The sequence below is a fragment of the Pelomonas sp. V22 genome (assembly GCF_030014915.1).
GTDB lineage: Bacteria > Pseudomonadota > Gammaproteobacteria > Burkholderiales > Burkholderiaceae_C > JAUASW01.
Map to the genome: position 1 here is coordinate 626,779 of NZ_JAGIXS010000002.1, position 24,653 is coordinate 651,431.

A 24,653-nucleotide genomic window follows, 5' to 3' on the forward strand; every position below is an offset into this window, starting at 1 on the left:
CCGGGCACAGAAATACCGAAGATCCATACAAATGGATACGACCGTATGTACGCGCCGAGTCTTGGGTCTAGAGGATCGGGCGACGGCCGTAGCAAGCACAACCGTTGGAGACCAGACCTAGATGAATGAGATGCACGCCCCTGCCGACGAAGACCCGGGCATGCAGCCGCTGCTCGCGGCGGCCGAGCTCCAGGATCATTTGATGACGGTCACCAATGATCTGGAGCGCCTGCAGCGCCTGCTCGACGACGCTGGCGAAGCGCTCTCAGCGCATTTCTTCAGCGCCTCCAACCAGCTGAACCACCTGCTGCAGGAAGCCGCCGAAGCCGGCCTCCAGAGCGACGGTCTGAACCAGATCAAGGCCGACGTGGCCGGTGCGATCACCGCGCTGCAATTCCAGGACATGGCCACGCAGCTGATCGCCCACACCAGCCAGCGGCTCCGCAATTGCTCCGACCAACTGGCCCGCGATACCTTCGGCGATGACGAAGATGGCATGGCCGTGGTCGAAATAGCGCCGCTACGTCCCAATCCTGTCACGCAGGACGAAATGGATGCGGGCTCGATCGAGCTGTTTTGAATACAGAATCGGCAGATTCAACAGATCCACCAAACACCAGTTACCCCGGAGAGAAAGCGATGCACTCAATTCTTGCTGTGGACGATTCGGCCTCGATGCGCCAGATGGTCTCCTTCACGCTGAAGAACGCAGGTTTCAATGTGGTCGAGGCGGTCGATGGGCAAGATGCCTGGGAAAAGTCCAGCCAGCGCGATTTCGACCTGGTGCTGACCGACCAGAACATGCCCCGCATGGATGGCATCAGCCTGACCAAGAAGCTGCGTGACAACCCGAAGTTCAAGACCACGCCCATCCTGATCCTGACCACCGAGTCCAGCGACCAGATGAAGCAGGCCGGCCGCGCCGCCGGCGCCACCGGCTGGCTGGTCAAGCCTTTCGATCCTGCCAAGCTGATCGAGGTGATCGGCAAGGTGATTCGCTAATCCGCGCGCGCTGTACAGCAGGAGTCCTGAAATGGGAGACATGACCTCCGAAGGCGCCAGCATCAGTGCCGGCATCGACCTCAGCCAGTTCTACCAGGTCTTCTTTGAAGAAGCCGGTGAGAACCTGGACAACATGGAGCAGCTGCTCCTGAATCTGAACATCGAAACGGCCGATGACGAAGAATTGAACGCCATCTTCCGCTGCGCCCACTCGATCAAGGGCGGCGCCGCCACCTTTGGCTTCAGCGACGTGGCCGAGCTGACCCACATCATGGAGACGCTGCTGGACAAGCTGCGCCGCCATGAGCTACAGGCCTCGGCCCCGATGGTCGACGTGCTGCTGCAGGCGGGCGACGCGCTGCGCGCCCAGCTGGGCCGCCATGCCGGCAACGGTGGTGACGCGGTCGATACCGTCGACCTGATCTCCAGCATCCGCACTTTCGTCGAAGGCGGCACGCCGGCACCAGCGGTCGCAGCAGCGCCCAAGGCGGCAGCGCCCGCTCCGGCGCCCGCACCCTCGCCAGCAGCTTCCGGCAAGCCCGGTGCGCGCTTCCTTGAGCTGCAAGTCGGCCCGCTGGACAACCCGGCGCAAGCCGACAACCTGGTGGACCTGTTCAAGGAAATCACCGACCTCGGCACCATCGAGCCGCTGGACGGCGGCATAGCCGCCGACGGCATGCGCCGCTTCAAGGTCCTGACCAGCAGCACCGACAACGACCTGCTGGACCTGTTCACCTTCCACGTCTCGCGCGAGCAGGTCAAGATCCTGCCGCTCAGCGACGGCTTTGGTTTCCACGAGGGTGCACCGGGCGCGCCCGAGCCAGAAGCCAAGGATCTGGGCTACGGCTTCTTCGACGACGCCCCCGGTTCGCCCGGTGCTGCCAGTGGCGATATCAAGCCGGTTGCTGCGGCTGCGCCGGTGGCTGCCGCGCCCAAGGCTGCTGCGCCCAAGGTCGAAGCCAAGGGCGCGCCTGGCGGCATGGACCAGTCCACGCTGCGTGTCTCGGTCGAGAAGGTCGACCAGCTGATCAACCTGGTCGGCGAGCTCGTCATCACCCAAGCCATGTTGGCCCAGAACAGCGCCGGCCTGGACCCCGCCCTGTACCAGCAGCTGGCCTCGGGCCTCGCGGACCTGGAGCGCAACACGCGCGACCTGCAAGAGTCGGTGATGTCGATCCGCATGATTCCCATGTCGGTCGTGTTCAACCGCTTCCCGCGCATGCTGCGCGACCTGGCCTCCAAGCTGGGCAAGAAGGTCGAGCTGGTCACGCAAGGTGAAGCCACCGAGCTGGACAAGGGCCTCGTGGAGAAGATCACCGATCCCCTCACCCATCTGGTGCGCAACAGCTGCGACCACGGCATCGAGATGCCGGCCGACCGCGCCGCCAAGGGCAAGCCCGAACAAGGCACCATCACCCTCGTGGCCTCCCACCAGGGCGGCTCCATCGTCATCGAGGTGCGCGACGACGGCCGTGGCCTGAACCGCCAGAAGCTGCTCTCCAAGGCCCGCGAGAAAGGCATCGATGCGCCGGACTCGCTGACCGACACCGAGGTCTACAACCTGATCTTCGCGCCGGGCTTCTCGACGGCCGACCAGGTCACCGACGTCTCCGGCCGAGGCGTGGGCATGGACGTGGTGAAGCGAAATATCACCCAGCTCGGTGGCACGGTCGAGATCGACTCGGCCGAAGGCTACGGCATGAAGGTCTCGGTGCGCCTGCCTTTGACGCTGGCCATCATGGACGGCATGAGCGTGGGCGTCGGGGAAGAGGTCTACATCCTGCCGCTGGCCTCGGTGGTGGAGTCCTTCCAGGTGCAGTCCGACACCATCAAGACCGTGGGCGGCTCGGGCCGCGTGGTCGAGGTGCGCGACGAATTCATGCCGGTGATTGAGCTCGAGCAAGTTTTCAATGTTCCGCGCTTTGACTTCGAGCACGTGTCCTCCATCATGGTGGTGGTCGAAGCAGAGGGTGGCCGCGTCGCCCTGCTGGTCGACGAGTTGCTCGGGCAGCAGCAGGTGGTGGTCAAGAACCTCGAAGCCAACTACCGCAAGGTCACCGACGTCTCAGGCGCCACCATCATGGGCGATGGGCGCGTGGCGCTGATCCTGGACGTAGGCAGCCTGATCCGCCGCTCGCGCCACTGAGTCCGGCCAGCCCGGCCTGTCTGAAAAGACCGGTCCAGTCCAAGAAGCACACAGGAAAATAACGATGACGTTGAGCGCATTGATTCGTCAATTCAGCATACGAACCCGCATGATCGGCGCCATTGCCATGGTGCTGGCCTTGTTGCTGCTGGTCGGTGGCGTCGGGCTCACGGGCATGAGCTCGCTGCGGGCCCAGACCAAGCAATTCGCCGAGATGTCGGTGGCCGAGGCCAACAACCTCAGCCGCCTGATCGGCGCCATGGGCGACCTGCGCCGCTATGAAAAGGACATGGTCATCTACGCGGGCAATGCCGACGAGGTGCGCGGCCATCGCAAGCGCTGGGACGAAGCCCGCCAGACGCTCTCTGCCGTCGCCAAGGAGATGCTCAAGGGCGAGGAAGATGCCGACAACAAGGTGCTGCGCCAGATGCTGCCCTTGGTCGACAGCTATGCCGACAAGGTGCAGCCGGTGTTTGGCAAGCTGGAGTCTGGCGCCCTCAGCGATGTGGCGAGCGCCAACAAGGAGTTGAGCGCTGGCAAGGTCTCGATCAAGGACGCCGAGAAACTGCTCGAAGGCCTGCGCGAGGCGTTGAGCAAGGAATCACAGATCGCCCAGGGCGAGGCTGAACAGACCCAGTCGCGCGTGCTGACCTGGTTCATCGCCGTGCTAGTGCTCAGCGCCGTCGTCGTGGCGCCGCTGACCCTGCTCAACATGAAGAGCATCTGCGACCCGCTGGTCGAAGCCGAGGCCTTGGCCGAAGCGATTGCCGAGGGCGACCTGACCCGTGCGCTGATTGCGGTCGAGGGCAAGGATGAAGCCTCGCACCTGATGCATTCGCTGCACAAGATGCAGCAGGCCTTGCAGAGCCTGATCGGCCAGCTGCGCGTGGCCGCCGACAGCATCCGCACCGCCTCGGTCGAGATCGCCACCGGCAACCAGGACCTGTCCGGCCGCACCGAGCAGACCGCCTCCAACCTGCAGCAGGCCGCCTCCTCGATGGTGCAGCTGACCGGCACCGTCAAGCAGACCGCCGACTCGGCCCGCACGGCCAACCAGCTGGCCTCCTCGGCCTCCTCAGCCGCCGCCAAGGGTGGCGAGGTCGTGGGCCATGTGGTCTCGACCATGGACGAGATCAATGCCAGCTCCAAGAAGATCAGCGACATCATCGGCGTGATCGATGGCATCGCTTTCCAGACCAACATCCTCGCGCTGAACGCGGCCGTCGAGGCCGCCCGTGCCGGCGAGCAGGGTCGCGGATTTGCCGTGGTCGCTGGTGAGGTCCGCAGCCTGGCCCAGCGCTCGGCCGAAGCCGCCAAGGAGATCAAGACCCTGATCGGCGCCAGCGTCGAGCGGGTCGAGACCGGCTCGCGCCTGGTGCAGGAAGCCGGCAGCTCGATGAGCGAGATCGTGGCCGGCGTGCAGCGCGTGACCGACATCATTGGCGAAATCTCGGCCGCCGCCAGCGAGCAGAGCGATGGCATTGGCACCGTCAACCAGTCGGTGGTCCAGCTGGATCAGATGACGCAGCAGAACGCCGCCCTGGTCGAGCAATCGGCCGCCGCTGCCGAAAGCCTGCGTGACCAGGCCGAGCGCCTGGCCCAGTCGGTCGACCGCTTCCGCATCAGCGCCACGGCGCCGGCTCGCTCCAGCCCTGCCCCGGCCCCGCGCCCGCAGGCCAAGCCGGCGGCCGGCCCGGTCAGCGTTGCCAAGCCCAAGCCGATGGCCGCCAAGCCGGTAGCCGTCAAAAAGCCGGCCGTCGCAGCAGCGCCCGTGGCACGCCCGGCCGTGCCCAAGCCCGCTGCCCGCCCCGCCGCCCCGCTCGCACGTGAACAGCTCACGACAAGCGCGGACGGTGACTGGGAAACCTTCTGAAGCCGGATTACAGTCCGAGCGTTCCTTCCGCATTGCTGAACCACCAAGAGGTCATCCATGGATAACACGCAAGAAACCTCCACCGCCGTGGTCCCCCGCGAGTCCGGTGCGCTGATGGTCAACCAGAAGGCCCATGTGCCGCACAACGGCGAGTACCTGACCTTCCGCCTCGGCTCCGAGGAATACGGCATCGACATCCTCAAGGTGCAGGAAATCCGCTCCTACGAGCAGCCCACCCGCATCGCCAACGCGCCCGAGTTCATCAAGGGCGTGGTCAATCTGCGCGGCGTCATCGTGCCCATCGTCGATCTGCGACTGAAGCTGGGCTGCGCCACGGCCGAGTACAACAGCTTCACCGTGGTCATCGTGCTGAACGTGAAGAACCGCGTCGTCGGCGCGGTGGTCGACTCGGTCTCCGACGTGCTGGAACTGAGCCGCGACGCGATCCGCCCGGCGCCCGAGCTGAGCTCGGCAGCCGTGGACACCAGCTTCATCACCGGCATCGGCGCCATCAACGAGCGCATGCTGATCCTGATGGACATCGAAGGCCTGATGAGCAGCGCCGACATGGGCCTGATGGACAGCGTGACTGCGGCTGCCAGCTGAGCCCTCAGCCAGCTCGCAATCAGCCCTGAAGACAAAGGCGCCGCGAGGCGCCTTTGTTCTTTATTGCGTGTCCGCCTCGCGCAGCGTGGCCACCACAGGCCGCGTCAGCACGCCGCGCAAACCCCACCAGCCGGCCGCCTGCGCCAGCAAGGCACCGGCCAGCGCACTGGCCAGCGGTACCCAGGGGCTGGCCGTCCATTGGAACTCGAACACGTAGCGGGCCAGCAGCCATCCGAGCAGCAAGGCCACGCCGCCGGCCAGCAGCCCGGCCAGCGCACCGAGCCCGAGCAACTCGGCCCGCTGCACCTGCGCCAGCAGCTTGCTGCTGGCGCCCAGGGCCCGCATCAGGGCGAATTCACGGGTGCGGGCATCGCGCGTGCTCGACACCGCCGCCAGCAGCACCACGAGGCCGGTGGCCAGCGTGAAGGCGAACAGGAACTGCACGGCCTGTATCACCTGGTCCAGCACCTGCTGCACCTGGCGCAGTTGGGCCGACACATCGACCACGGTCACATTCGGGAACTCGCGCGCCAGCGCGGAGTCGAGGCTGCGGCCGGCCGGCGACTTGTAGGCTGAGATGAAGCTGGCCGGCAAGTCGGGCATCTGTGCCTGCGGAAACAGCACGAAGAAGTTGACCCGCATCGAGCTCCAGTCGACCTTTCGCAGGCTGGTGATGCGGCCCTCGACCTGGGTGCCCGCCACGTCGAAGCGCAGGCTGTCGCCGAGCTTCAGGCCCAGTTGCTCGGCCAGGCCGGCTTCCACGCTCATGCCGCCCGCTTCCTCGGCCGTCCAGGCGCCCTTGAGCACCCGGTTGTGGCTGGGCAGTTCGCCGGTGTGGCTGAGGTTGAACTCCCGCTCGGCCAGACGCTGTGCGCGCTCTTCCTTGAACTGCTTGGGGGCGATGGGCTGGCCGTTGATGCTCAGCAGGCGACCGCGGATCATCGGATACCAGTCCAGGCGGCCGACCTGGGCCTCCAGCAAGCGGGCGCGAAAGGCTTCGCCCTGGTCGGGCTGGATGTTGATGACGAAGCGGTCCGGCGCATCGGCCGGCGTGGCCGCGCGCCAACTGGCAATCAGGTCGGTGCGCAGCAGCACCAGCAGGGACAGGGCCAGCAGGCCCACGGCCAGCGAGGCCACCTGCACCACGGCGAAGGCCGGCCGCGCGGCCACCTGACGCGTGGCCAGCAGCAGCCAGCGCGGCGCGCCATTGCCGTTGACGCTGATCGGCACGACGCGGCGCAACAGCAGCACGGCCAGCCATGCCAGCAAGGCAAAGAAGCCGAGCGCCACGGCAAAGCCGCCGGCCGAAATCAGACCCAGCTTGGCGTCGTCGGCCAGGGCCATCAGGATGGCCGCAAACCCGAGCACGCCGCTGAGCAGCACCATCAGCGAACCGCCCTTCAGATTGCCGAGCTCGCGCCGCATCACCCGCAGCGGCGGCACGGCCGCCAGCTGCAGCACCGGCGGCAAGCCAAAGCCCAGCAGCAGCGACAGGCCCAGCCCCAGGCCCAGCAGGCCGGGCCGCAGACCGGGCAACGGCAGGCTCACGTCGATCAGGCCCGACAGCAGGGCCACGAAGCCATAGTGCAGCGCAAATCCAAGGGCCACGCCGAGCAGGCTGGCGATCAGGCCGGCCGCACCGAATTCCAGGCCGTAGACCCAGGCGATGCGGCGCTGCGGCTGGCCCAGCACGCGCTGCATCGCGCAGTCATCCAGATGCCGCGTTGCGAAGTCGCGCGCGGCCAGCGCCACGGCCACGGCGGCCAGCAGGGCCGCCAGCATCGCGACCAGGTTGAGGAACTTGCCCGCCCGGTCCAGCGTCTGGCGCATCTCGGGGCGGCCGTTCTCCAGCGACTCCAGGCGCACGCCACGCAGCCGCTGACTCTCGATCAGCTTGGCAGCCTGCTCCATGAAGCTGCGCACGGCGGCGGCCTGAGACGCCTCGCCGGCCAGTGCCAGGCGGTAGCTGACGCGGCTGGCCGGCTGGACGAGGCCCGTGGCCGGCAGATCGGCCGCAGCGATCATCAGGCGCGGCGCGAAGTTCATGAAGCCGGCGCCCCGGTCGGGCTCGTTGGCGATCACACCGGCCACCACGAAGCTGCTGTCGCCGAGCAAGAGGGTCTGGCCCGGTTTGAGCCCCAGGGCATCGAGTACGGCCGGATCGGCCCAGGCCTGGCCACGCGGCGGCGTCCCCACCTGGCGGCCGTCTTCCAGCTGCAGCTTGCCGCGCAGCGGATAGCCCTCGCCCACCGCTTTCACCGCCACCAGGCGGCTGCCGCCGCCCTGGGCATCGGGCGCACGCGCCATGCTGGGGAAGGTAGCGCTGCCCACCTGGGCCAGGCCCAGCTCAGTGCCCAAGGCCCGCAGCGCGGCCGGCGTGGCCTGGTCGCTGGAGACGACTGCATCGCCACCCAGCAGCTGGGCGGCATCGCGGCTGAGGCCTTGGTCCAGGCGGTTCGACAGGAAACCCACTGAACACAGCGCTGCCACGGCCAGCGCCACTGCCAGCATCAGGAGGCGCAGCTCGCCGGCGCGGGCATCGCGCCAGAACTGGCGCCAGGCCAGCTGAAAGACCGAGGGAGGGGTAGGAGCGGAGGCGGCGTCAAGCATGGCCCCGACTGTAGATGCAAGCCGCTTGAACGGCCCGTGCAAGAAATCAGCGCGATGGCGGGGCCGTTCGGTCGTTCAATGGGAGCCATGAACACCACCGCCCATGCTCCGCTCTTTCTCTCCCATGGTTCGCCGATGACCGCGCTGGAGCCGCGCGAGGCCGGCGCCTTCATGCAGCAACTCGGCAGGAGCATCGACGAGCGCTTCGGCCGGCCGCGCGCCCTGCTGATGATCTCGGCCCACACCTCGGCCCGCATGCCGGTGCTGCTGGGTGGCGCGCGCCATCAGGCGATCTACGACTTCGGCGGCTTCGACCCCAAGCTGCAGACGCTGCGCTACGACGCGCCCGGCGCGCCCGCCCTGGCCGACCAGGCCCAGGCCCTGCTGCAGCAAGGCGGCATCGAGGTGGCCCGCGTCGACCAGGCCGGCCTGGACCATGGCATCTGGGTGCCCCTGCGCTACATGTACCCCGAGGCCGACATCCCGGTGCTGCCGCTGGCCTTCGTGCCCACGCAAAGCCCGGCCCAGCAGTTCGCGCTCGGCGAGGCCCTTGGGCAATTGGCCGCCGACGGCGTGCAGATCATCGGCAGCGGCAGCATCACGCACAACCTGCGCCGCGTCTTCATGGGTCAGCCAGCCATCGACGCCGACGAGATCGCGCCTTCGGCCGAGTTCCGAAACTGGATGTTGGAACGCAGCGCGGCACGCGACTGGGACGCCTTGTTCGACTACCGCCGCCAGGCACCGCATGCGCTGGACATGCACCCGACCGACGAGCACCTGCTGCCCTGGTACGTGGCCGCCGGCGCGGCCGGCCGCGACGCCGCGCCCCGGCGCATCCACGCCAGCCTGACCTTCGGCTGCCTGGGCATGGACGCCTATGCCTTCGGGCCTTCGGCCACGGCTTGGGAAGCGGTGTAGGACTCCCCAAGCACCAGGCACCGTGACATCATGGGCGCTCCTTGAACAGGAGCGCCTATGGACACGCTGCATCCATACCGGTTTCGTCTGTGCCTCAGCCTGGCCGCCGCCGCCCTCGCGGCGTGCAGCCCCGACAGCCCACCGACCAGCAGCGCGCCCAAGCCCGGCGAAAGCACAAACGCTCTGGGGTCCGCTTCGGGCTCAGGCATGCCAGCCGTGCAGCCAGCCCCGGCCACTGCCGTGGCGCAAAGCGAGCAGACGGTGGACATCATCGATCAGCAAGGCTTTGACCAAGCCATCACCGCCGCCACCGCCCGGGTACCGACCGGTTGGCAAACCGCAGGCGGCGTCAACTGGAACCGCCAGACCCACTGCGTCGGCAACCAGATGCGGCTGGAGTGGGTCGCCAGCTCGCCAGATGGCCAGCAGGCGCTGGAAATCCTGCATGGCTTCAGTTGGCAGATCCAGGGCACGCAGATCCAGATGAACCCCTGCCCTGCCGCACCGTTCAACTCGACGCAGAGCTTCCTCGCCGCCGTGGTCCAGCAGCGGCGGCCGGGCGCGCATATCGTGGAATACCGGGACCGGCCCGATCTCTCGCAGGCGGCCCGCGCCGCCACCGCTCAAGCGCCGGGCGGCGCCCGCATGCACTTCGACGCAGGCCAGATGCTGATCGCCTACGAGATCCAGGGCCGTCCCGTGCGCGAGCTGTTCAGCGCCAGCCTCAGCTTCTCCGAGATGCAGGGCAATGTGGTGGGCGGCACCTCGATGGTGTTCGCGCAGCGTGCGCCCGAGGGCCAGCTCGACCCCAAGGTAGGTGACCGCATCACCGCCTCGATCAAAGCCAACCCGCAATGGGTGGCGATGATGCAGAGTGCCACCCGCAATGCCGAGCAGCGCTTCTCCTCGAACCAGCGCCAGGAAATCGACCGCTGGCATGCCAGCGAGATGGCCCGCATCAACGCGCAAGGCGCGGCCGACCGGGCCGCCATCCGCTCGCGCACCAATGCCGAGGTGGCCCAGATCTACGCCAACACCAATGCCAACACCCAGGCCACCAACGACAACATCCACCGCCGCAACCTCGAGGCCGTGGGCGAGTACAACACCTACCGCGATGCCAATGGCAACACCGTCAGGGCCAGCATCCATGGCGGCCAGCGCGTGATCCGCAACCCGGATGGCACGTACACGACGACCAACAACCCCTATGCCACGCCTCCAGCTGGCGCCGAAGAGCTGAAGCGGGTGCGCTGAGCGAGGCGGCGGCCCCCAAAGCAAAAGACCATGTCTCACGACATGGCCTTGGCGCATCTGGAGCGGGTGATGGGAATCGAACCCACGTATCGAGCTTGGGAAGCTAGCGTTCTACCATTGAACTACACCCGCGAAGTGGGCAGATTCTAGCGCCGGCATTGGAGCGCGCTCTCTAGGAAATCGCGCCGCCTTGGGTATCCCTCCCTAGAACTCGCCGCCCATACTGGCCTCAGTCGATTTGATCTTCAACTGAACCAGCAAGGACCCGCCATGCGCAAGCCCACCCTGACCCACGTCACTCTGAACACCGTTGAACAGTGCCGCAGCGCCGCGACGCAAGTCGTCAAGGCCTATCGCCTGGGCAGCCACCGCGTGATCGGCCAGGTCAAGACAAGCAACGAGCGCGTTAGCGCGCTGACCAAACTGGCCGCCAAGGGCGTGGACCAGGTCGCGAACCGCAGCGAACAGCTGATCGACGTCAGCGCCAAGACCACGGCCGCGCAGATCAGCAAGGCCTCCAAGTTCGCCGGCCGCATCGAGCACCCGGTACTGGCCACTGGCCTGCAGACCGCTTCGCGCCTGAGCCTGCCCAGCGCCCTGGCCGTGCTGGCCGTGGCCGGCAAGGCTGCCGCCGGTGCCGAGAGCCTGGTCAAGGCCGTGGAACCCAAGCGCGCAGCCCGCAAGGCTCGCCCCGCACGCGCAGCCCGTCCTGCCCCCAAGGCTGCAGCCAAGCCGGCTCGCAAGCCGGTGGCTCGCAAGGCCGCCGCGCCGGTGGCAGTCAAGGCCAAGCCGGTGCGCGCCGCTGCCGCCAAGAAGGCGCCCGTCGCCGCAGCGCCGGCAGCATCGGCCGCCTGAATCGCACCGCGCTGAACGAGAAACGGCCCGACGGATGTCGGGCCGTTTTGCTTCTGGGGCCTGACTCAGAGCTTGAACAGCGAGACCACGCGTGACAGCGTCTGCGCCTGCAGCTTGAGGCTCTCGGCCGCCGCCGCCGACTCCTCGACCAGGGCGGCGTTCTGCTGTGTGACCTGGTCCATCTGCATCACAGCATCGCTGATCTGATCGATGCCTTGGCTTTGCTCGCGGCTGGCCAGGCTGATCTCGGCCAGCAGTTGGCTGACGCGCTGCACCTGGGAGACGATGTCTTGCATCGTGCGGCCTGCCTCTGCCACCTGGGAGGCACCGGTCTCGACACGCTCGACGCTGGCACCGATCAGGGTCTTGATCTCCTTGGCCGCCTCGGCCGAGCGGCTGGCCAGGGAGCGCACCTCGCTGGCCACCACGGCGAAGCCGCGGCCCTGCTCGCCGGCCCGCGCGGCCTCAACGGCTGCATTCAGCGCGAGGATGTTGGTCTGGAACGCGATGCCGTCGATCACGCCGATGATGTCGCTGATCTTCTTGGACTGGTCGGTGATCTGGCCCATGGTGATGACCACGCCTTGCACCACCTGCCCACCCTTGCCAGCCACGCCCGAGGCTTGGGCCGCCAGGTTGTTGGCCTCTTCCGAGGTCAGGGAGTTCTGCTTGACGGTGGAGGTCAGCTCCTCCATCGAAGCGGCGGTCTCTTCGAGGCTGCTGGCCTGCTCTTCGGTGCGCTGACTCAGGTCCATGCTGCCGCTGGCGATCTCGGTGGAGCCGGAGGTGATGGACTCGGCGCAATCACGCACCTGGCTGACGATGTCGACGAGGCCCTGGTTCATCTTGGACAGCGCCCCGAGCAGCTGGGCGGTTTCGTCGGAACCGCTGAACTCGATCTTGCGGCGCAGATCGCCGGCTGCCACCGTCTCGGCAATCTCGACCGCCTCCTTCAGCGGCCGGGTGATGGAGCGCACGATCATCAGCGAGAGCACGGCGGCCACCGCGAGCGTGATCAGGAAAACGATGATGCTGGTCCACAGCAAGGTCTTGAAGGCAGCCTGGCTGGCCTTGTACTCGCTCTCCGCCACCGTGAGCTGCAAGTCGATCAGCTCCTGCAGGTCCGCCGCCAGCGGGTCGATGGCCGGGTACATCTCGCTCCCTGCGAACCTGGCCGCCGCCTCCAGATTGCCAGCGCGCGCCAGCTCTAGCAGTTTGGCGGCAGCGACGTCGGCGGTCTTGAGCGCCGGTTTGGTCTTGTTGATCAGCGCCTGCTCGTCCTTGGTCAGTTCGGTGGCCAGGTAGGCCTTCCACTGGGTGTCGGCCGACTTCATCGCCTGCTCGATGGCGCGAGCCGCTGCCTCGGGCTTGACGCTGCCGTCGCGCAGCTTGTGCGTGGTGTCGACCACGCCCACCGCATAGGCATCGGCCACCATATTGAGCTGTTTGACGGGCACCATGCGGTCGTCATAGAGCGAGCGCAAGGTGTTGTTCGAGCTGTCCAGGCGCATCAGCGCAATCAGCACCACCAAGGCCAGCAAGCCCAACAAGCCCAGCACCAACAAGGCCAGGCGCTTGCTGATCGAGATCGAATTCATATGTTTCCCTTTCTGACGAGGTTTCTTACCCAACAATCAATCAACGACAAAAGCCTTCATAGCTGGAATGCACAGGCCCGGGCCCGCCCCTGCGCCTTGGCGCGGTAGAGCTGCTCATCGGCCGTGGTGATCAGCTGTGCCGGCTCGACGCCGGCATGCGGCTGCACGCAGGCCACGCCGAGGCTGATGGTGACCAGGGGGCTGGTGTCGGACTGCTCATGCGGCATCTGCTGCTCGCGCACCGCCTGCTCCATGCTGGTGGCCACGGCCAGCGCGCCGGCCAGGTCGGTCTCGGGCAGCACGCAGGCGAACTCCTCGCCGCCATAGCGGCTGAGCAGGTCGCCGGGGCGCTTGAGGCAGTCCTTCAGCGCGGTGGCCACGCGGCGCAGGCAGTCGTCGCCGGCCAGGTGGCCATAGTGGTCGTTGTAGCGCTTGAAGAAGTCCACGTCCGCCAGCACCAGGGACAGCGGCGCGCCGGTGCGCCGTGCACGCTGGAACTCGAGGTCATAGCGTTCGTCGAAATGGCGCCGGTTGTAGAGCCCGGTCAGGCCATCCAGAAAGGCCAGGCGGCGCAGCAGGTCGGACTGCAGCTTGAGGCTGAGCTGCGCCTTCACGCGGGCCCGCACCACACCGGCATTGAAGGGCTTGGAGATGAAGTCGACCGCGCCGGCTTCTAGGCCACGGGTCTCGGCCTCGGCGTCCTGGTGGGCGGTGACGAAGATGACCGGGATGCCGCGCAAGTCGGGCGTGCGCTTCAGTTCGCGGCACAGCTCGTAGCCGTCCATGCCGGGCATCTCCACGTCGAGCAGCAGCAGGTCCGGCTGTCGGTCGCGGCACAGGGCCACGGCCTGCGAGGCCTGGGTGGACATGAAGACCTGGTAGTCGGCCGAGAACACCTGGTACAGCGCCTGGATGTTGAGCGGCTGGTCGTCAACGAGCAGCAGGCGCGGGCGCCGGCCCAGCAGCCTCAAGAGGCTGCCGTGATCGTGCGCGGGCGCACCATCCGCTGTCAGGCCGAGATCTTCCATCAGCTTGCTCCCTGCAGCCGATTCTGGCACTGGGCCAGGGCAGTCTCAAAATCGAGCTCGGCGATGGCTTTTTCGAGCAGGGCAAGACCTGGCCCCAGGTCCGCACCATGCTGGCGCTGCAACTGCTCGAACACCTCCAGCGCCGCCAGGTCGGACTGGGCCAGCAAGGTGGCCAGGGCGCGCAGCTGCGACTCCAGGCTGGGGCTCTCCGCAGCCGGCACGGCCGGGGCCGGCGAGGCGGCCGCCAGCGCCGAGGTCAGGGCCGAGGCCACGGCCTGCAGGGCGGCGCAGGCATCGGCCAGCTCGAGCTCGAAGCGCTGCAGCTGGTCCTCTTCGAGCGTGCCCTCGGCGCGCAGCCGGTTCTCAAGTAGTTGGGCCTGGGCGCTCAGGCGCTCGGCGCCCAGCGTGCCGGCCAGGCCACGCAGGCCGTGCAAGGCGCCCGCCGCCTCAGCCACCCGGCGCGCTGCCAGCGATTCGCGCAGCCGCCGGGGCAGCTCGGCCTGGCCTGCGGCGAAGCTGGCTGACATGCGCGCCAACAGCTCGCGCTTGCCGCCCAGCCGGTCCAGCGCAGCCGCCACGGCCACGCCCTGCAAGCGCGCCGACTCCAGCAGCGGCGCGATGTCCTCCATGCCGGCGCGCGGCAGGCGTGCCGCCAGGTTGCCGCGGCCGCAGAGGCGGTTCAAGAGAGCAACGAGGTGGTCGATCTCGAAGGGCTTGCCCACATGCTCGTCCATGCCGGCGGCGCGGCTGGCGGCCTGGTCGCTGGGCATGGCATTGGCCGTCATCGCAATGATAGGCAGGCTACGCAGCCCCAGTTGCTCGCGGATCACGCGGGTGGCGGCATGACCGTCCATCACCGGCATCTGCACGTCCATCAGCACGGCGTCGAAGGGCGGCTCGGCGCTGCCGACCAGGTTGACCGCCTGCTGGCCGTCGGCCGCCAGCTGCACGCTGGCGCCTTCGTCTTCCAGCAGCTCACAAGCGACCTGCTGGTTGTTGAGGTTGTCTTCCACCACCAGCAGGCGCAGGCCGGAGAGGCGCTGCAGCGAAGGCAGGCGCATCGGCATGCCCGGCTCGGCGCCGCCAACGGCGCGCGCATCGATCACCGCGTCGAGCAGCATCGAGGCGGTGACCGGCTTGACCAGGAAGCCGTTCAAGAGGCCCTGCTCCTGCTCGCTGCGCTGGGCCAGCATCTCGCGGCCATGGGCCGTGACCATCACCAAGAGCGGCGTGGCTGCATCGGGCGCCAGCTCGCGGATGCGCTGGCTCGTCTCCCAGCCGTCCATGCCGGGCATCTGCCAGTCCACCAGCACGACCTGGTAGCTGGCGCCTCCGCAATGGCGCGCCGTCAGCTGGGCCAGTGCCTCGGCGCCGGAGCCCACGGTGTCGACCCGCCAACCGAGCGAGCGCGCCATCGCGCCCAGCATCTCGCGGGCGCTCGGGTTGTCGTCGACGATCAGTACCCGCAGCTCCTGCTGCTCAGCCTGCGGCGGGGCGGGCGCCGGCCCGGCAGCCAGCACGGGCAGGCGCAGCTGGAAATGGAAACGGCTGCCGGCACCGAGCACGCTGTCGAGCCGCAGCTCGCCGCCCATCAACTGCACCAGGCGCTGGCTGATGGAGAGGCCAAGGCCGGTGCCGCCGAAGCGCCGCGTGGTCGAGGCCTCGGCCTGGGTGAAGCTGGAGAAGATCTGCGCCTGATGCTCGGGCGCAATGCCTATGCCGGTATCGCGCACCGCGAACTCGAGCAGCACCTCGCGCTCGCTGCGCTCCAGCAGGCGGAGCTGCACGACGACCTCGCCCTTCTGCGTGAACTTGATCGCATTGCCGCCGAGGTTGATCAAGACTTGCTGCAGGCGCAGCGCATCACCCATCAGCAGCGGTGGCAGCTCGGGTGCGATGTCGAACAGCACCTCGACCGGCTTGTTGCCCACGGTGGCCGAGAGGATCACCGACAGCTCGCGGAACAGCTGGTCGAGCCGGAACGGGTGCGGATCGAGGCTCATCTTGCCGGCCTCGACCTTGGAGAAGTCGAGGATGTCGTTGAGCAAGCCCAGCAAGGAACGGGCGGCGCCGTCGGCCTTGCCCGCGTAGTCGGCCTGGCGCGGGTTCAGCGGCGTTTTCTGCAGGAGCCGCAGCATGCCAAGGATGGCGTTCATCGGCGTGCGGATCTCGTGGCTCATATTGGCCAGGAACTGGCTCTTGGCCTCGCTGGCCTGCTCGGCCCGCTTCATGGCCTGCTGCAGCGAGGCCTCGTGCTGCTTCTGGCGCGTGAGGTCGATGGCGAGGCCGAGGTGACCCAGCATCTCGCCGCTCTCGGTCTGCATCGGCGTGACACTCAGGAGCACCGGCACGCGGCCGCCGTCCTTGCGCAGATAGCTCCATTCCTGGGCCACCCCAAGCATGGCCTTGTCGACAAAGACGTCCTTGCCCTGGATAGGCCGCATCAGCCGCACCGACCACTCGGCGGCGCGCGCGCGCACTTCCTCGGGGTCGTGGAACAGGCCCAGCGCGCTCTGGCCCAGCACCTCCTCGGCGCGGTAGCCCAGCAAGCGCTCGGCCCCGCGGTTGAAGACCGTGATGGTGCGCTCGCGCGAAGTGGCAATGATGGAGACGTCGGCCGCCGCATCGAGCACGGTGCGCAGCAGGAGGCTGGTGCGGGTGATCTCGGCCTCGGCCCGCTTGCGCTCACTGATGTCCAGGTAGGTGGCGACAAAGCCGCCGCCCGGCATGGGCGCGCCGCGCACCTCGATGAAGCGGCCGTTGGGCCGCTGCCATTCGACCTGGTGCGGCTGCTCGCTGCGGGCCCGCGCCATGATCTTGGCGATGTGGCGCTCGGCCATCTCCAGCGGACCGTACTCGCCGCGCAGCGCATTGAAGCGCACGATGTCCTCGTAGCGGGTGCGGCCGATCTGGAACTGCTCGTCCGGCATTTCGATCAGCGTGCGGAACTGGGCGTTGTAGGCCTGCAGCCGCAGCTCGGCATCGAACACGCTGAGCCCACAGGGCAGGTTCTCCAGCACGCTGCGCAGCACCTCGTTGGTCCGCACCGTGCGGGCCTCCAGCGCGCGGCGCGCCGTGATGTCCTGGTAGGCGCCAACCAGCTTGTGGACCTTGCCATCCGGCCCGCACTCGGCGGCCTCGCCCACGACACGCACCCAGACGAAGCGGCCCAGGGCCGTGGTCAGCGGCAGCTCGACGTCCCAGCCCTGGCCGGTCTGCTCGGCTGCGTCCACCGCGTCCTGCAGCAGGCCGCGCCCGCCGCTGGCGTAGTAGGACAGCGCTTCGTCCAGGCTGGGCATGAGGCCGCTGGGCTCGTCATGGATGTGGCAGGCCTGCAGCGACCAGCGCATCGTGCGGCTGTGCAGGTCGAGCTCCCAGCCCCCAAGGCCGGCCAGGCGGCCCGCATGGTCCAGCATTGCGCTGCGGGCGCGCAGCTCGGCCTCCATGGCTTTGCGCTCGGTGATGTCCAGCGCGATCTCGATGAAGCCGGTGACCGTGCCATCGGCCGCGCGTATCGGCTGGATCTCGGTCTCGGCCCAGTAGAGGCTGCCGTCCTTGCGCCGGTTCTGGATCTCGAGCCGGGCACCTACGCCCTCGCGCGTCACATCGGTCAGCAGCTGCAGCGCGGCCGGGTCGGTCTCGGGCGCGGTCAGCAGTTCGCCCGGTGTGCGGCCCAGCGTCTCCTCCAGGCTGTAGCCGGTGAGGCGCGTGAAGCCTTCGTTGACCCAGTTGATGCGCAGGTCGCGGTCGCCGCTGAGTACGGCATTGCTGGTGGCGCGGGCGACACGGGCCAGTCGCTCCAGGTCGACCGTCATCTCGCGGGCCAGGGCCAGCGCGCGACGCCGGCCCGAGCTGAGCAGCCAGGTCACCCAGGCCAGGGCCAGGCTCAGCAGGCTGCCAGCGACGGCCAGCAGGCGCGGCCGCTCCAGGTTGGGGCTTTGCTCGAAGGCCGGCGTGCTCTGCGTGCGCAGCAGCAGTTCGCGGCCGCCGATAGCGATGCGGCGCTGCCAGCTGAAGCGGGCGGCACCCGCGGTCGGGTTGGAGGCATGGACACGCTGCTCGCGCAGCGGCTGCACGCCATCGAAGAGCTCGAACTCCAGCAGCCCGTCGGCCACCTGGCCAATGCCGGCGCCGAGCTCGCCGGCCATCAGCACGGCATAGACGAAGCCTTGCAAGGCCTGCGGCGACGGCAGCTCACCGCGACGAGGCGTGCCGCCGCGATAGACCGGCTGCAGCAGCAAGAAGGCCTCGGCCTGGTCCTCTTCCTGCAGCAGGCGCAGACGGCCCGACAGCGTCAGCGCGCCGCTGCGACGGGCCTGCAGGGCGGCGGCATAACGCACCGGCTCCGCGTTCATCACGAGGCCGAGGGCAACCTGGTTGCGCGGCAGCGGCTCGATGAAGCGCACCACGTACTGCTCGGCATCGCTGAGCTGGCTTTGCAGCGCGAAGTGCTGGGCGCCCTGGGCGCGCTGGGCCGAGACGAAGGCAGCCAACTCCTCGCGCGGCACGGCCTGCACGAAGCCGAGGGCCCGCACGCCGCGCAGCTCGCGTTGCAGGCTCAGCGATTCGACAAAGGCCCGGAACTGCTCACGGCGCAGCTCGCCCGACGCGGCAAACAGGCCGCGTCCGCCTTCCAGCGCCAGCACGCTGGCATCCAGCCGCCGCCCCAGCTCGGCCTCGATGCGCTCGCTCAGGCCGGCAAAGCGGCCCTGCACCTCATGTTCGGCTTCGTCCTGCCAGGTGAGCGCCAGCAGGCCGGTGCTGGCCAGGCCACCGAGCAGCACCAGCAGCGCAGGCCAGGCCTCGGCCAGCGCCAGCAGGCGCTGCCAGGCCTTGTGGATGCCGTTCACCGGAGACGCTGCCTGCATGGGCTGGCTGCGCGCGCTCAAGGTGCAGCGCAGCTGGCCCCATGTTCAGCGCAGGCAGCGCGGCTGCGCCCCCGTGGAATCCCTGGCGGATCAGGCCTGCATGTCCCCGAGACAGAGGTACTTGATCTCCACGTAGTCCTCGATGCCCTGGCGCGCGCCCTCGCGGCCCAGGCCGCTTTGCTTGACGCCGCCAAAGGGGACTTCGGCCGTGGAGATCAGGCCGGTGTTGACGCCCACCATGCCGTACTCCAGCGCCTCGCCGACGCGGAACACGCGGCCGATGTCGCGGCTGTAGAAATAGCTGGCCAGGCCGAACTCGGTGTTGTTGGCGAGCTGGATGGCCTCGGCTTCGGTCTTGAACTTGAAGACCGGCGCCACGGGGCCAAAGGTTTCCTCGCGGGCGCAGAGCATGTCGGGCGTGGCGTCAGCCAGCAGCGTGGGCTCGAAGAAGCGCAGGCCCAGGGCCTCGGCACGCCGGCCGCCCACCACCACGCGCGCGCCCAGGGCCAGGGCATCGGCCACATGGGCCTCGACCTTGGTAATGGCGGCGTCGTCGATCAACGGGCCCTGGTTGATGCCGGGCGTGAAGCCATTGCCCACCTTGATCGTCGCTACCTTGGCCGCGAACTTCTCGACGAAGGCATCGTAAACACCCTCCTGCACATAGAAGCGGTTGGCGCAGACGCAGGTCTGGCCGGCATTGCGGTACTTGCTGACCAAGGCGCCCTCGACGGCCGAATCCAGGTCGGCATCCTCAAACACGATGAAGGGCGCGTTGCCGCCCAGCTCCAGCGAGAGCTTCTTGACCGTCGGCGCGCATTGGCGCATCAGGATGCGGCCCACCTCGGTGGAGCCGGTGAAGGAGAGATGGCGCACGACCGGGTTGTCGCACAGCACCTGGCCGATGGCGATGGAGGCCTCGGCGTCGGCGCTCAACACGTTCAGCACGCCGGCCGGCATGCCCGCGCGCTGGGCCAGCTCGGCCACGGCCAGGGCCGACAGCGGCGTGGCCTCGGCCGGCTTGATCACCACCGTGCAGCCGGCGGCCAGGGCCGGCGCCACCTTGCGGGTGATCATGGCGATGGGGAAGTTCCACGGCGTGATCGCGGCGCAGACGCCGATGGGCTGCTTGATCGCCAGGTAGCGCTTGCTGTTGTCCGTGGTCGGGATGGTTTCGCCATAGATGCGGCGCCCCTCCTCGGCAAACCACTCGATGAAGCTGGCGCCATAAATCACCTCGCCGCGCGACTCGAACAAAGGCTTGCCCTGCTCGGCCGTCATGATGCGGGCCAGGTCGTCGGCATGGCGAATCAACAGCTGGAACCAGCGCTGCATGATGGCCGCGCGCTCCTTGGCTGGTTTGGCACGCCAGGCCGGCCAGGCATTGTTGGCGGCAGCAATGGCGGCCTCGGCATCGACCGCGCCGAGATTCGCCACCTCGGCCAGCAAGGCGCCGGTGGCCGGGTCGTGCACGGCAAAGCGCGCGCCGCTGCTGCCCGCAACCCATTCGCCCCCGATCAAGGCCTGGGTCCTCAGCAGGCTGGCGTCATCCAGGGCCGCCAGGGGTTCCAACAAGGATTGGTCCATCGTCGCTCGCTCCATCTCATTCGCTGCGTTGGAGGGGCAACTCTACCCGGGCTTGGGGCCGCTTCCGGGGCCCTGCCCGCCTATAATCGAAAGCCCCGAAAAATCAAGTATTTACCGCTTGCGGTAGCCGCAGAAAGCCCTCCGGAATGAAAGCAGCAGAGATTCGCCAAACCTTCCTGAAGTTCTTCGAGTCCAAGGGTCACCAGATCGTGGCCTCGAGCCCGGTCGTACCCGGCGACGATCCGACGCTGCTGTTCACCAACGCGGGCATGAACCAGTTCAAGGACGTGTTCCTCGGCTTCGACAAGCGCGCCTACAGCCGCGCCACCACCAGCCAGAAGTGCATTCGCGCCGGCGGCAAGCACAACGACCTGGACAACGTCGGCTACACGGCGCGCCACCACACCTTCTTCGAGATGCTGGGCAACTTCAGCTTCGGGGACTACTTCAAGCAGGACGCGATCGCCTTCGCCTGGGAGCTGCTGACCAAGCACTTCCATCTGCCGGCCGAAAAGCTGTGGGTGACGGTCTACGCCGAGGACGACGAGGCTTATGAGATCTGGAACAAGCAAGTGGGCGTGCCCGCCGAGCGCATCGTGCGCATCGGCGACAACAAGGGCGGCCGCTACATGTCTGACAACTTCTGGATGATGGGCGACACCGGCCCCTGCGGCCCCTGCACCGAGATCTTCTACGACCACGGCCCCGAGATCGCCGGCGGCCCTCCGGGCAGCCCGAATGAAGACGGCGACCGCTACATCGAGATCTGGAACAACGTCTTCATGCAGTTCAACCGCACCGAAGACGGTGTGATGCACAAGCTGCCCAAGCCCTCGGTCGACACCGGCATGGGCCTGGAGCGCCTGGCTGCCGTGCTGCAGCATGTGCATTCGAACTATGAGATCGACACCTTCGTGGCCCTGCTGGCTGCGGCCAAGGCTGCCGTCGATGCGGCTGGTGGCGGCGACTGTGACAAGGACAGCGCCTCGCTGAAGGTCATCGCCGACCACATTCGCGCCTGCTCCTTCACCATCGTTGACGGCGTGATCCCGGGCAACGAAGGCCGCGGCTACGTGCTGCGCCGCATCGCCCGCCGCGCCATCCGCCATGGCTACAAGCTGGGTGCGCGCAAGCCCTTTTTCCACCAGATCGTTGGTGAGTTGGTCAACCAGATGGGCGACGCCTATCCCGAGCTGCGCCAGGCCCAGGTCCGCGTGACCGAGGTGCTGAAGCAGGAGGAAGAGCGATTCTTCCAGACCATTGCCAACGGCATGGAAATCCTGGAAGCGGCATTGGCCAAGGGCGAGAAGCAGGTGGACGGCGAAACCGCCTTCAAGCTGCACGACACCTATGGCTTCCCGGTCGACCTGACCGCCGACGTCTGCCGCGAGCGCGGCGTGACGGTGGACCAGGCCGGCTTCGATGCCGCCATGACCCGTCAGCGCGAACAGGCCCGCGCCGCTGGCAAGTTCAAGATGGCCGCCGGCCTTGAATACAAGGGTGCTGCCACGGCCTTCCACGGATACGAGCACCTGGTCTGCGAGACCAGCAAGGTCACGGCCGTCTATGTGGACGGCGTGCTGGTGAACGAAGCCAAGGCCGGCGACGATGCCGTCGTCGTGCTGGACCACACGCCCTTCTACGCCGAGAGCGGCGGCCAGGTCGGCGACAGCGGAGAGCTGCGCAACAACACCAGCCGCTTCGCAGTGGAAGACACGCTGAAGATCCAGGCCGACGTGTTCGGCCACCATGGCCGCGTGCTGGAAGGCACGATCAAGGCAGGCGACCAATTCGCCGCCAAGGTCAACGCCGAAGCGCGTGGCAAGACGGTGCGCAACCACAGCGCGACCCATCTGATGCACAAAGCCCTGCGCGAAGTGCTGGGCAGCCATGTTCAGCAGAAGGGCTCGCTGGTCAACGCCGAGCGCACACGCTTCGACTTCGCGCACAACGCGCCCATGACGGCCGAGCAGATCCGCAAAGTCGAGGCCATCGTCAATGCAGAAATCCTGGCCAATGCCAGCGCCAAAGCCGAAGTGATGGCGCTGGACGACGCCCAGAAGAGCGGCGCGATGATGCTGTTCGGCGAGAAGTACGGCGAGACGGTGCGCGTGCTGAGCATCGGCTCTTCCAAGGAACTTTGTGGCGGTACGCACGTGAAGGCCACGGGCGACATCGGCCTGTTCAAGATCGTTGGCGAAGGCGGCGTGGCCGCCGGCGTGCGCCGCGTGGAAGCGGTGACGGGCGATGGCGCCCTCGCCTATCTGCAGTCGCTGGAAGACACGGTGCAAGCCGTGGCCGGCACGCTGAAGGCCGCGCCGACCGAGCTGGAGCAGCGCGTTCATGCCGTGCTGGACCAGGTCAAGGCGCTCGAGAAGGAACTCGCCTCCGCCAAGAGCAAGCTGGCCTCGGCCCAGGGCGACGAGCTGATGGCTCAGGCCGTGGACGTCAAGGGCCTGAAGGTGCTGGCCGCCACGCTGGTCGGCGCCGATGCCAAGACGCTGCGCGAGACCATGGACAAGCTGAAGGACAAGCTCAAGACCGCCGCCATCGTGCTGGCCGCCGTTGACGGCGACAAGGTCCAGCTGGCCGCTGGCGTCACGGCCGACAGCATCGGCAAGCTCAAGGCCGGCGACCTGGTCAACTTTGTGGCCCAGCAGGTGGGCGGCAAGGGTGGCGGCAAGCCCGACATGGCGATGGCCGGCGGCACCGACGCAAAGGCCCTGCCTGCAGCGCTGGCCGGTGTGCAAGCCTGGGTGGCCGAGCGGGTCTGACGCGGGAGGCACCGGCGTCTGCTGCTTCGGTCAGTCGCCACAGCTCCCTGCCACGCACACTCAACATGCAAAGGGCCCCTCGCGGAGCCCTTTTTGCTGTTCACTCGAATGCGCGCTCGAATGCTGAGTCCGGGTAGCGAGGCAGCCCTGGCCGCCCCAATCCACCGCAGAATGCATGCCTTGCGCGTGAAACAGGAGGGGTGATGTCTGCGTTCAAGATCCGTCGAGCCGAGCTGGCCGACGCCGCTTCGCTCTGTGCCTTGATGGCTGACGTGGAAGTCTTCGGCAACCTGCTGCAGCTGCCCTATCCCAGTGAAGAAACCTGGCGCCAACGACTCTCGGAAGGGCTCGCTCCTGGCAAGTCCGATCTGCACCTGGTCGCGGTTCGAGGAGAGCAGGTGATAGGCAGCGCAGGCCTGCATCCGGTCGGCCCGGCATTAAGGAGACTCCATGCGCTGATGCTCGGCATTTCCGTCCAGCCCGCATCACAGGGGGCAGGCGTAGGTTCGGCGCTGATGTCAGCCCTGCTCGACTACGCCGACAACTGGGCGCAAGCCTTGCGGATCGAACTGACGGTCTATTGCGACAACGAGCGCGCCATCAAGCTGTATCAGCGGCACGGCTTCGAAATCGAGGGCCGGCTGCGCGGCTATGCCTTGCGCCAGGGCGAGTATGTCGACAGCTTCGCTATGGCTCGCTTGCATCCCAAGCCGCCACGCTGGGGCTGAGACAGCGCGATTCGAGTCAATCTCGATCAGATGGGGCGCACCAGACCCCGATTGAGGACCGGCCGCTGTTGAGCGACCTGGAAGAAAGGCTCGATGTGCTGCCCCTCGATGACAACGCGGGGCAACTTGGCCGGCACTGGCGCAACCGGCGGCGGCGGCGTGCTGCCCAGCCGCTTACCCGTGATGATCAGGCGTGCCAGCTTGACCACTTCACTGGCCTGCGCAGGCGCGGCCGGCAGAGCCAGCGCGAGGGCAAAGGTCACAGAACTGGCAAGAAGGCGTATGTCGCTGCGTCGCATGGGTCTCTCCACGAACTCGGTCTGATGGCCAAGCTTTTCAATGCCTGCAGTATTCCCAGCCCAGCGACGAGCTGCCACGGGCAAGCGACGAACTGCAACCCGTAGCGACAAAGCGGGGATACGGGGGAGCGAACTCCCCGGGAGATCATGGGAGGCCGCTTTGTCCCCAGGTTTGAAAGAAGATCGGCCCGCCAAGGCGTCAGCCCAGCTGCAGCGCTCTGACCTCCCTCTGAACACTCACGGCTCTAGCCGCACGCATCTTCTTTTCAAAAAGAACGGTGCACTGCAATTGGTATCTCACGGTGATCCGCGAGTATCTGGATCTCTGCTGACGTCGAAGCGTGGCAAGACATTTGCCCCACCCGAGACCCTCGCGCCCGATGCCTCTTGATACCGTGAGCCTCCAATATACATTTCCCCCGCGCAAAAGCAAAAACCCTCCAGCTCTTGTGAGCTGGAGGGTTTCGCGGGGTAAATAGCCTGACGATGACCTACTTTCAC

Annotated in this window: 16 protein-coding genes and 1 tRNA gene; 10 read left to right on the forward strand and 7 right to left on the reverse strand. The window is 67.4% G+C overall.

The genetic code is table 11. The features are described 5' to 3' along the window. Window positions 1–130 precede the first annotated feature (130 nt). From J7U46_RS12275 to J7U46_RS12295, 5 genes are all read left to right on the forward strand, one after another. Window positions 131–580, forward strand: a complete 450-nt coding sequence (locus J7U46_RS12275) for a hypothetical protein (RefSeq protein ID WP_282826158.1) — start codon at window positions 131–133, stop codon at window positions 578–580. Window positions 581–639: 59 nt separating this feature from the next. After that, the gene (locus tag J7U46_RS12280; RefSeq protein ID WP_282826159.1) at window positions 640–1,002 is read left to right on the forward strand and encodes a response regulator; all 363 of its coding nucleotides are present in this window, start codon (window positions 640–642) and stop codon (window positions 1,000–1,002) included. A gap of 31 nt (window positions 1,003–1,033) precedes the next feature. Then, window positions 1,034–3,148, forward strand: a complete 2,115-nt coding sequence (locus J7U46_RS12285; protein WP_282826162.1) for a chemotaxis protein CheW — start codon at window positions 1,034–1,036, stop codon at window positions 3,146–3,148. A gap of 64 nt (window positions 3,149–3,212) precedes the next feature. Then, complete coding sequence (locus tag J7U46_RS12290; RefSeq protein ID WP_282826164.1) at window positions 3,213–5,021, forward strand: methyl-accepting chemotaxis protein; 1,809 nt, start codon at window positions 3,213–3,215, stop codon at window positions 5,019–5,021. Window positions 5,022–5,135: 114 nt separating this feature from the next. Then, a complete protein-coding gene (locus tag J7U46_RS12295) occupies window positions 5,136–5,627 on the forward strand; it encodes a chemotaxis protein CheW (RefSeq protein ID WP_282826228.1) in 492 nt (163 codons plus the stop codon). Window positions 5,628–5,687: 60 nt separating this feature from the next. Here the strand turns inward: J7U46_RS12295 and J7U46_RS12300 are convergent, their stop codons facing one another. Continuing rightward, complete coding sequence (locus J7U46_RS12300) at window positions 5,688–8,237, reverse strand: FtsX-like permease family protein (RefSeq protein ID WP_282826166.1); 2,550 nt, start codon at window positions 8,235–8,237, stop codon at window positions 5,688–5,690. Between the two features lie 87 nt (window positions 8,238–8,324). Between J7U46_RS12300 and J7U46_RS12305 the strand changes: the two genes are divergently transcribed. Both J7U46_RS12305 and J7U46_RS12310 read left to right on the forward strand, forming a co-directional pair. Further along, window positions 8,325–9,158, forward strand: a complete 834-nt coding sequence (locus J7U46_RS12305) for a class III extradiol ring-cleavage dioxygenase (protein WP_282826168.1) — start codon at window positions 8,325–8,327, stop codon at window positions 9,156–9,158. A 216-nt stretch (window positions 9,159–9,374) separates the two neighbouring features. Next, window positions 9,375–10,415: a hypothetical protein gene (locus tag J7U46_RS12310; protein WP_282826170.1), complete on the forward strand. Its 1,041-nt coding sequence runs from the start codon at window positions 9,375–9,377 to the stop codon at window positions 10,413–10,415. Between the two features lie 58 nt (window positions 10,416–10,473). On the opposite strand, the gene J7U46_RS12315 is transcribed toward J7U46_RS12310, so the two are convergent. Continuing rightward, window positions 10,474–10,547: transfer RNA gene (locus tag J7U46_RS12315), tRNA-Gly, on the reverse strand. 138 nt (window positions 10,548–10,685) lie between these two features. Between J7U46_RS12315 and J7U46_RS12320 the strand changes: the two genes are divergently transcribed. Further along, window positions 10,686–11,270 (forward strand): hypothetical protein, encoded by a 585-nt coding sequence (locus J7U46_RS12320; RefSeq protein WP_282826172.1) that lies wholly within the window; start codon window positions 10,686–10,688, stop codon window positions 11,268–11,270. Window positions 11,271–11,335: 65 nt separating this feature from the next. Here the strand turns inward: J7U46_RS12320 and J7U46_RS12325 are convergent, their stop codons facing one another. The 4 genes from J7U46_RS12325 to J7U46_RS12340 form a co-directional block, all read right to left on the reverse strand. Further along, on the reverse strand, window positions 11,336–12,868 hold the full coding sequence (locus tag J7U46_RS12325) for a methyl-accepting chemotaxis protein (protein WP_282826174.1): 1,533 nt from the start codon (window positions 12,866–12,868) through the stop codon (window positions 11,336–11,338). Between the two features lie 56 nt (window positions 12,869–12,924). Continuing rightward, window positions 12,925–13,896: a diguanylate cyclase gene (locus J7U46_RS12330; protein ID WP_282826177.1), complete on the reverse strand. Its 972-nt coding sequence runs from the start codon at window positions 13,894–13,896 to the stop codon at window positions 12,925–12,927. After that, the gene (locus tag J7U46_RS12335; protein ID WP_282826179.1) at window positions 13,896–18,764 is read right to left on the reverse strand and encodes a response regulator; all 4,869 of its coding nucleotides are present in this window, start codon (window positions 18,762–18,764) and stop codon (window positions 13,896–13,898) included. The genes J7U46_RS12330 and J7U46_RS12335 overlap by 1 nt, the downstream gene beginning before the upstream one ends. A 90-nt stretch (window positions 18,765–18,854) precedes the next feature. Continuing rightward, window positions 18,855–20,351 carry an NAD-dependent succinate-semialdehyde dehydrogenase gene (locus tag J7U46_RS12340; protein ID WP_282826181.1) on the reverse strand — a complete coding sequence of 499 codons (1,497 nt, stop codon included), beginning with the start codon at window positions 20,349–20,351 and terminating at the stop codon, window positions 18,855–18,857. A 146-nt stretch (window positions 20,352–20,497) separates the two neighbouring features. On the opposite strand from J7U46_RS12340, the gene alaS reads away from it, so the two are divergent. Both alaS and J7U46_RS12350 read left to right on the forward strand, forming a co-directional pair. Then, window positions 20,498–23,125 carry an alanine--tRNA ligase gene (gene alaS, locus J7U46_RS12345; RefSeq protein WP_282826183.1) on the forward strand — a complete coding sequence of 876 codons (2,628 nt, stop codon included), beginning with the start codon at window positions 20,498–20,500 and terminating at the stop codon, window positions 23,123–23,125. 203 nt (window positions 23,126–23,328) lie between these two features. Further along, window positions 23,329–23,853, forward strand: coding sequence for a GNAT family N-acetyltransferase (locus tag J7U46_RS12350; protein ID WP_282826184.1), 525 nt, complete (start codon window positions 23,329–23,331; stop codon window positions 23,851–23,853). 26 nt (window positions 23,854–23,879) lie between these two features. Here the strand turns inward: J7U46_RS12350 and J7U46_RS12355 are convergent, their stop codons facing one another. Continuing rightward, window positions 23,880–24,152: a hypothetical protein gene (locus J7U46_RS12355; RefSeq protein WP_282826185.1), complete on the reverse strand. Its 273-nt coding sequence runs from the start codon at window positions 24,150–24,152 to the stop codon at window positions 23,880–23,882. Window positions 24,153–24,653: the final 501 nt, after the last annotated feature.

Excerpts from the sequence above, each read along its gene's own strand:
- J7U46_RS12275 (WP_282826158.1), top strand. The coding sequence starts at position 131 with ATGCACGCCCCTGCCGACGAAGACCCGGGCATGCAGCCGCTGCTCGCG.
- J7U46_RS12280 (WP_282826159.1), top strand. The coding sequence starts at position 640 with ATGCACTCAATTCTTGCTGTGGACGATTCGGCCTCGATGCGCCAGATG.
- J7U46_RS12285 (WP_282826162.1), top strand. The coding sequence starts at position 1,034 with ATGGGAGACATGACCTCCGAAGGCGCCAGCATCAGTGCCGGCATCGAC.
- J7U46_RS12290 (WP_282826164.1), top strand. The coding sequence starts at position 3,213 with ATGACGTTGAGCGCATTGATTCGTCAATTCAGCATACGAACCCGCATG.
- J7U46_RS12295 (WP_282826228.1), top strand. The coding sequence starts at position 5,136 with ATGGTCAACCAGAAGGCCCATGTGCCGCACAACGGCGAGTACCTGACC.
- J7U46_RS12300 (WP_282826166.1), bottom strand. The coding sequence starts at position 8,237 with ATGCTTGACGCCGCCTCCGCTCCTACCCCTCCCTCGGTCTTTCAGCTG.
- J7U46_RS12305 (WP_282826168.1), top strand. The coding sequence starts at position 8,325 with ATGAACACCACCGCCCATGCTCCGCTCTTTCTCTCCCATGGTTCGCCG.
- J7U46_RS12320 (WP_282826172.1), top strand. The coding sequence starts at position 10,686 with ATGCGCAAGCCCACCCTGACCCACGTCACTCTGAACACCGTTGAACAG.
- J7U46_RS12325 (WP_282826174.1), bottom strand. The coding sequence starts at position 12,868 with ATGAATTCGATCTCGATCAGCAAGCGCCTGGCCTTGTTGGTGCTGGGC.
- J7U46_RS12330 (WP_282826177.1), bottom strand. The coding sequence starts at position 13,896 with ATGGAAGATCTCGGCCTGACAGCGGATGGTGCGCCCGCGCACGATCAC.
- J7U46_RS12335 (WP_282826179.1), bottom strand. The coding sequence starts at position 18,764 with ATGCAGGCAGCGTCTCCGGTGAACGGCATCCACAAGGCCTGGCAGCGC.
- J7U46_RS12340 (WP_282826181.1), bottom strand. The coding sequence starts at position 20,351 with ATGGACCAATCCTTGTTGGAACCCCTGGCGGCCCTGGATGACGCCAGC.
- alaS (WP_282826183.1), top strand. The coding sequence starts at position 20,498 with ATGAAAGCAGCAGAGATTCGCCAAACCTTCCTGAAGTTCTTCGAGTCC.
- J7U46_RS12350 (WP_282826184.1), top strand. The coding sequence starts at position 23,329 with ATGTCTGCGTTCAAGATCCGTCGAGCCGAGCTGGCCGACGCCGCTTCG.
- J7U46_RS12355 (WP_282826185.1), bottom strand. The coding sequence starts at position 24,152 with ATGCGACGCAGCGACATACGCCTTCTTGCCAGTTCTGTGACCTTTGCC.